The following is a 6,315-nucleotide window of genomic DNA, read 5'->3' as shown; positions in this document are numbered from 1 at the left end:
CCACCGCCGCGGCGAACGGCACGATCTTCGCCTCCGCGAGAGCACGAACCGACTCCCGGAGCATGTCGTGCTCCTCGGAGGGCCGATACAGGTCGAAATCAGCAGAACCCGACACGCTCATTCACTCCCACACTTGCTAACTACCGTTAAGTAACCCAAATGGTAGGGCGTGATCCGGCCCCGGACCAGGGCACGACTATGCTCGGGCAGGCATTCCGCCCGACGTTCACTGGAGACCCGCATGGCCCTCAAGATCACCGTGATCGGCACCGGCTACCTCGGCGCCACCCACGCCGCGGCCATGGCGGAACTGGGCTTCGACGTCCTCGGCCTGGACGTCGTCCCCGAGAAGATCGAGCTGCTCTCCTCCGGCCGGGTCCCGATGTACGAGCCCGGCCTCGAAGAACTCCTGTCGAAGCACGTGGCCGGCATCGAGGGTTCGAGCGGCCGGCTGCGCTTCACCACCTCCTGGGAGGAGGTGGGCGCCTTCGGCGACGTCCACTTCGTCTGTGTGAACACTCCGCAGAAGCACGGCGAGTACGCCTGCGACATGAGCTACGTCGACGCCGCCTTCGCCTCCCTCGCCGGAGTCGTACGCGAAGGGGCCCTGGTCGTCGGGAAGTCGACCGTGCCCGTCGGCTCGGCCGAGCGGCTCGCGGGCGAGCTGCCCGAGGGCGTGGAGCTGGCCTGGAACCCGGAGTTCCTGCGCGAGGGCTTCGCCGTGCAGGACACCCTGCACCCGGACCGGATCGTCGTCGGTGTCCGCGGCGAGCGCGCGGAGAAGCTGCTGCGCGAGGTGTACGCCGGGCCGGTCGGCGAGGGCTCGCCGTTCGTGGTGACCGACTTCCCGACGGCCGAGCTGGTGAAGACGTCCGCGAACTCCTTCCTCGCCACCAAGATCTCCTTCATCAACGCGATGGCCGAGCTGTGCGAGGCCGCCGGCGGCGACGTCGTCAAGCTGGCCGAGGCCCTCGGCCACGACGACCGGATCGGCCCCAAGTTCCTGCGGGCCGGCATCGGCTTCGGCGGCGGCTGCCTCCCCAAGGACATCCGGGCCTTCATGGCCCGCGCCGGCGAGCTGGGCGCCGACCAGGCGCTGACCTTCCTCCGCGAGATCGACTCGATCAACATGCGGCGGCGCGGCCAGATGGTCGAGATGGCGCGGGAGGCCCTCGGCGGGAACTCCTTCCTGGGCCGCCGGGTGGCCGTGCTCGGCGCCACCTTCAAGCCGGACTCGGACGACGTCCGCGACTCCCCCGCGCTGAACGTGGCCGGTCAGATACACCTCCAGGGCGGTCAGGTCACCGTCTACGACCCCAAGGGCATGGAGAACGCGCGGCGGGTCTTCCCGACCCTCGGGTACGCGGACTCGGCACGCGAGGCCGTGCGCGGGGCGGACGTGGTGCTGCACCTGACCGAGTGGCGCGAGTTCCGTGAGCTCGACCCGGCGGAGCTCGCCGAGGTCGTCGCCTCTCCGGTGATCCTGGACGGCCGCAACGCCCTGGACCCGGAGCGCTGGCGGGCGGCCGGCTGGACGTACCGGGCGATGGGCCGCCCGCGCGCCTGAGAACGTCGGGGCACGGGAGGAGGGGGCGCCGCTTCGGCGCCCCCTCCTCCCTTTCGTACGGTCAGGCCGCCGCGGGCCTGATGCGGTTCGTCCTCGCCAGGAACTCCGTCTCCCGCAGCGCCCGGGTCACATTGGCGTGCGCGAGTCCGACCAGCTCCTGGGCGGACCAGCCCCGGCGCAGCAGTTCCGCGAAGAGCGGGACGTAGCCGACGGCCGGGGCCGTCGTGTGGGAGACGCCCGCGCAGTGCGCTCCCGCCTCCGTACGCACCCGGTCCAGGACGTCGGCGGCGGTGGACGGGTCGTCCGTGACCGCGACCATGCAGACCGCGCCGTTCGCGCCGAGGAGGCCCAGGACGTCGTCCGGCAGGCCTTCCGGGGCCGCCCGGGTGAGCAGGGCAGGGGCGCGGGTGACCTCCAGTGTGCGGCGGACCGTGTCCTGGTCGGCGCCGGAGAGGTCCACGGCCAGGCCGATGCGGTTCATCTCCCGTACCGCGTCACGGGCGAAGCGGTCGAAGCGGGTGAGGTTCACGGCCCGTACGCCGAGGGCGTGGTAGGCCCGCAGGGTCGCGGCGGAGTCGCCGAGGGCGGTCCAGGCGACCGGGCCGAGCAGGGCCGCGACCCGGCCGCAGTTGCGGGCGTGGGCCATCTCGGAGGTGGTCTGCGCGAGGCGCAGGTCCTCGGGACAGGCCGCGACGAGCGCGCGGACGGCGTCGATGCGCCGCAGGGTCCCGACGATGCCCTCGTCGGCCTCGACGTGGAGCGACCAGAGCTGTGCTCCGGCCTCCCCGGCGCGGGCCGGCGGAAGGTCCTCCGGGTCGAGGGACCGGGGGAGTTCGGTGTGCCCCTCGGTGACGGGCTGGGCGGCCAGGAGGGCGCGGGCCCGGGCGGTCTCGTCGAGCGGCGGGGGTGGCTCCGGCGGCGCGGGCTCGCCGGCGGCGGCAGGAACGGTGGAGAGGGTGGGATGGTCGTCTAGCAGATCCGCCATGGTGCTACTCCGAACTCGGTGATGCAGTACCGCCCCGCCGAGTTCGGCGGGGCAGTACCGTCCACCGTGCCACCGGCCCCCCGCGGGGGCGCGGCGGACTGAGCCGTCCGGGTGAACACGCGGGACCCGTACGGGCCGTCAGGCCCCCTGGCCCTCCGGGGAGTCCAGGGAGTCGAGCGTCGCGTTCGACGGTGCCGTACGGCCCCTCAGATCGCGCGACACGGCCTCCGCGTCACGGAGCGCCCGGACCGCGTTGGACCAGGTCAGTTTGGCGAGGTCCGGGTGCGACCAGCCGCGGTGCAGCAGCTCCGCGATCAGGTTCGGGTACCCGGCGACGTCGTCGAGACCGGCCGGGGTGAAAGCCGTCCCGTCGTAGTCGCCGCCGATGCCGATGTGGTCGATGCCGGCGGCCTCGCGCATGTGGTCGAGATGGTCGGCGACCGTGGCCGCGGTGGCGACCGGGCGCGGGTTCGCCTCCTCGAAGGCGCGGTGCAGCTTCATCGCCCCGGCGGTGGTGTCGAGGTGGTCGAAGCCGTGCGCCCGGAGGTTCTCGTCGGCCCGCGCGGTCCACTCGACGGCCGCGGGGAGGATGAACTTGGGCACGAACGTGGCCATCGCGACGCCACCGTTGGCGGGCAGCCGCTCCAGGACGTCGGTCGGGATGTTCCTCGGGTGGTCGCAGACGGCCAGGGCCGAGGAGTGCGAGAAGATCACCGGCGCCACGGAGGCGTCGAGCGCGGCCCGCATGGTGGTGGCGGCGACGTGCGAGAGGTCGACGAGCATGCCGGAGCGGTTCATCTCGCGGACGACCCGCCGGCCGAAGGCGGAGAGCCCGCCGACGCCGGGCTCGTCGGTCGCCGAGTCCGCCCAGTCGTTGTTGTCGTTGTGGGTGAGCGTCATGTAGCGCACGCCGAGGGTGTGCAGGGCGCGCAGGGTGGCGAGGGAGTTGTTGATCGAGTGGCCGCCCTCGGCACCCTTCAGGGAGGCGATACGGCCCTCCTTGCGGGCCGCCTCCATGTCGTCGGCCGTCAGCGCCGGGGCGAGGTCGCCCGCGTACCGCTCCAGGAGCTGGTCGACGATGTCGATCTGCTCCAGGGTCGCGCTGACCGCGTCGTCCCCGGCCAGGCGGCAGGGCACGTACACCGACCAGAACTGGGCGCCGACGCCACCGGCCCGCAGCCGGGCGAGGTCGGTGTGGAGCGCGCCGGTCTGGTCCGCGCCGATGTCCATGCGGTCCAGGTCGTAGCGCACGTGCTCGCGCAGCGCCCACGGCAGGTCGTTGTGCCCGTCGACGACCGGGTGGGCGGCGAGCAGTTCCCGGGCCTCGGCAAGGCGCTCGGCGGCGCTCACTTGGCGAAGCCGAACGACTCCGCGCCCTCGACCTTGGCCCGCAGCCGCTTGCCCTTCTCGGTGGCCTGGTCGTTGAGCTCCTGGAGGAAATCGGTCATCCGGGTGCGCAGCTCCGGGTCGTGGGCGGCGAGGATCCGGGCCGCGAGCAGGCCCGCGTTGCGGGCGCCGGCGACGGAGACCGTGGCGACGGGGATGCCGGCCGGCATCTGCACGATGGAGAGCAGCGAGTCCATGCCGTCGAGGTACTTCAGCGGCACCGGCACGCCGATGACGGGCAGCGGGGTGACCGAGGCGAGCATGCCGGGGAGGTGGGCGGCGCCGCCCGCGCCCGCGATGATCGCCTTGATGCCGCGACCGGCGGCTTCCTCGCCGTACGCGATCATCTCGCGCGGCATGCGGTGCGCGGAGAGGACGTTGACCTCGTACGGGATCTCGAACTCGTCGAGGGCCTGTGCGGCGGCCTCCATGACGGACCAGTCGGAGTCGGATCCCATGGCGATGCCGACGACGGGGGAGGTGCTGATGCTGCTCACTCGGTGATCGTTCCTCGCAGGTAGCCGGCGGCGTGACGCGCGCGCTCCAGCACGTCGTCCAGGTCGTCGCCGTATGTGTTGACGTGGCCCACCTTGCGGCCGGGCTTCACGTCCTTGCCATACATGTGGATCTTGAGCTGCGGGTCCCTGGCCATGCAGTGCAGATACGCCGAGTACATGTCCGGGAAGTCGCCGCCCAGGACATTGCACATCACGGTCCACGTCGCGCGCGGACGCGGATCGCCGAGCGGCAGGTCGAGAACCGCGCGGACGTGGTTGGCGAACTGCGAGGTGATCGCGCCGTCCTGCGTCCAGTGGCCGGAGTTGTGCGGGCGCATCGCCAGTTCGTTGACGAGGATGCGGCCGTCCGTGGTCTGGAAGAGCTCGACGGCGAGGTGGCCGATCACCCCGAGCTCCTTGGCGATGCGCAGCGCCAGCTCCTGCGCCTGGCCGGCCAGCTCGGGATCGAGGTCCGGCGCCGGGGCGATCACGGTGTCGCAGACGCCGTCGACCTGACGGGACTCGACGACCGGGTAGGCGACGGCCTGGCCGTGCGGGGAGCGGACGATGTTCGCGGCGAGCTCGCGCGCGAAGTCGACCTTCTCCTCGGCGAGGACCGGGACTCCGGCGAGGAAGGGGTCGCGGGCGTCCTCGGGCGTGCGGACGAACCAGACGCCCTTGCCGTCGTAGCCGCCGCGGACGGTCTTGAGGATGATCGGGTAGCCCCCGACCTCGGCGGCGAAGGCCGCCGCGTCCTCGGGGTCCGCCACGATGCGGTGCCGGGGGCTGGGTGCGCCGATCTCGTCCAGTCTGGCGCGCATCACCCCCTTGTCCTGGGCGTGCACCAACGCGTCGGGCCCGGGGCGGACGGGAATGCCGTCCGCCTCCAGGGCCCGCAGGTGCTCCGTGGGGACGTGCTCGTGATCGAAGGTGATCACGTCACATCCGCGCGCGAAGTCACGCAGCGTAGCCAGGTCGCGATAGTCGCCGATGACGACCTCGCTCACCACCTGGGCCGCCGAGTCCTGCGGGGTGTCACTGAGGAGCTTGAACTTGATGCCGAGGGGGATGCCCGCCTCGTGGGTCATTCGGGCGAGCTGCCCGCCACCGACCATGCCGACTACCGGAAACGTCACCCTCTTAGGGTATCCGCACCATCCGGGAACACCCGTCCGGCTGTGGTTTGGCACAAGAACGGCCCTGGTGGGAGCCCGGTGCGCCAGGGGTTTCCGAGGTACACGGGCGGGTGACAGGAGCGCTGGTTAGCATGGTTGGGTTGACGTCGCCCGGACGTCACCCGGACCGACGGGACAGAGCCATCACCATGAGTGAACCCGGCGCGCTGCGCACGCGACTCGACCGGCTCGCCCGGGAGGTCGCCAAGTTCGGGGTGGTCGGCGGTCTCGGCGTCCTCGTCAACCTCGGCGTCTTCAACCTGGTGCGCGGCACCACGGACATTCCGATGGTGCGGGCCAGCCTGATCGCCACGGTGGTCGCGATCGTCTTCAACTACGTGGGGTTCCGCTACTTCACGTACCGCGACCGGGACAAGTCCGGCCGGACCAAGGAGATGTCGCTGTTCCTGCTGTTCAGCGTCGTCGGCATGGTCATCGAGAACGGTGTGCTCTACGCGGCGACGTACGGCTTCGGCTGGGACGGCCCGCTGGCGAGCAACTTCTTCAAGTTCTTCGGCATCGGCATCGGCACCCTGTTCCGCTTCTGGTCGTACCGCACCTGGGTGTTCCGGGCGCTGCCGGCGAAGGAGGCGGTGCAGACCGCCGAATCGTTCCTGGAGCACGCCCCTCGGCAGGCGACCCGCCGCCAGCCCGACCGCGTCTGACCTTCACCCCCGCGACACCTCGCGGTACTCCGCTACTCGT

General features: G+C 71.5%; 6 protein-coding genes and 1 pseudogene. 2 read left to right on the top strand and 5 right to left on the bottom strand.

The genetic code is table 11. From position 1 onward, the window contains the following. Window positions 1–121: pseudogene (locus tag IE311_RS36945) on the bottom strand (acyl-CoA dehydrogenase family protein); the annotation flags it as partial. A gap of 120 nt (window positions 122–241) precedes the next feature. Between IE311_RS36945 and IE311_RS31015 the strand changes: the two are divergent. After that, window positions 242–1,567 carry a UDP-glucose dehydrogenase family protein gene (locus IE311_RS31015; protein WP_189835170.1) on the top strand — a complete coding sequence of 442 codons (1,326 nt, stop codon included), beginning with the start codon at window positions 242–244 and terminating at the stop codon, window positions 1,565–1,567. A 61-nt stretch (window positions 1,568–1,628) separates the two neighbouring features. Here the strand turns inward: IE311_RS31015 and IE311_RS31010 are convergent, their stop codons facing one another. The 4 genes from IE311_RS31010 to IE311_RS30995 form a co-directional block, all read right to left on the bottom strand. Next, window positions 1,629–2,552 (bottom strand): membrane dipeptidase, encoded by a 924-nt coding sequence (locus tag IE311_RS31010; RefSeq protein WP_189835169.1) that lies wholly within the window; start codon window positions 2,550–2,552, stop codon window positions 1,629–1,631. 138 nt (window positions 2,553–2,690) lie between these two features. Next, the gene (locus IE311_RS31005; protein WP_189835168.1) at window positions 2,691–3,902 is read right to left on the bottom strand and encodes a dipeptidase; all 1,212 of its coding nucleotides are present in this window, start codon (window positions 3,900–3,902) and stop codon (window positions 2,691–2,693) included. After that, window positions 3,899–4,396, bottom strand: coding sequence for a 5-(carboxyamino)imidazole ribonucleotide mutase (purE, locus tag IE311_RS31000; RefSeq protein ID WP_189835178.1), 498 nt, complete (start codon window positions 4,394–4,396; stop codon window positions 3,899–3,901). The genes IE311_RS31005 and purE overlap by 4 nt, the downstream gene beginning before the upstream one ends. Before the next feature lie 35 nt (window positions 4,397–4,431). Then, window positions 4,432–5,625 (bottom strand): 5-(carboxyamino)imidazole ribonucleotide synthase, encoded by a 1,194-nt coding sequence (locus tag IE311_RS30995; protein WP_229902267.1) that lies wholly within the window; start codon window positions 5,623–5,625, stop codon window positions 4,432–4,434. Window positions 5,626–5,759: 134 nt separating this feature from the next. On the opposite strand from IE311_RS30995, the gene IE311_RS30990 reads away from it, so the two are divergent. After that, a complete protein-coding gene (locus IE311_RS30990; protein WP_189835166.1) occupies window positions 5,760–6,275 on the top strand; it encodes a GtrA family protein in 516 nt (171 codons plus the stop codon). Window positions 6,276–6,315: the final 40 nt, after the last annotated feature.

This window comes from Streptomyces zaomyceticus (assembly GCF_014656215.1).
In the GTDB taxonomy this organism is placed as follows: domain Bacteria; phylum Actinomycetota; class Actinomycetes; order Streptomycetales; family Streptomycetaceae; genus Streptomyces; species Streptomyces zaomyceticus.
This window is presented reverse-complemented; position numbering and strand designations above follow the sequence as displayed.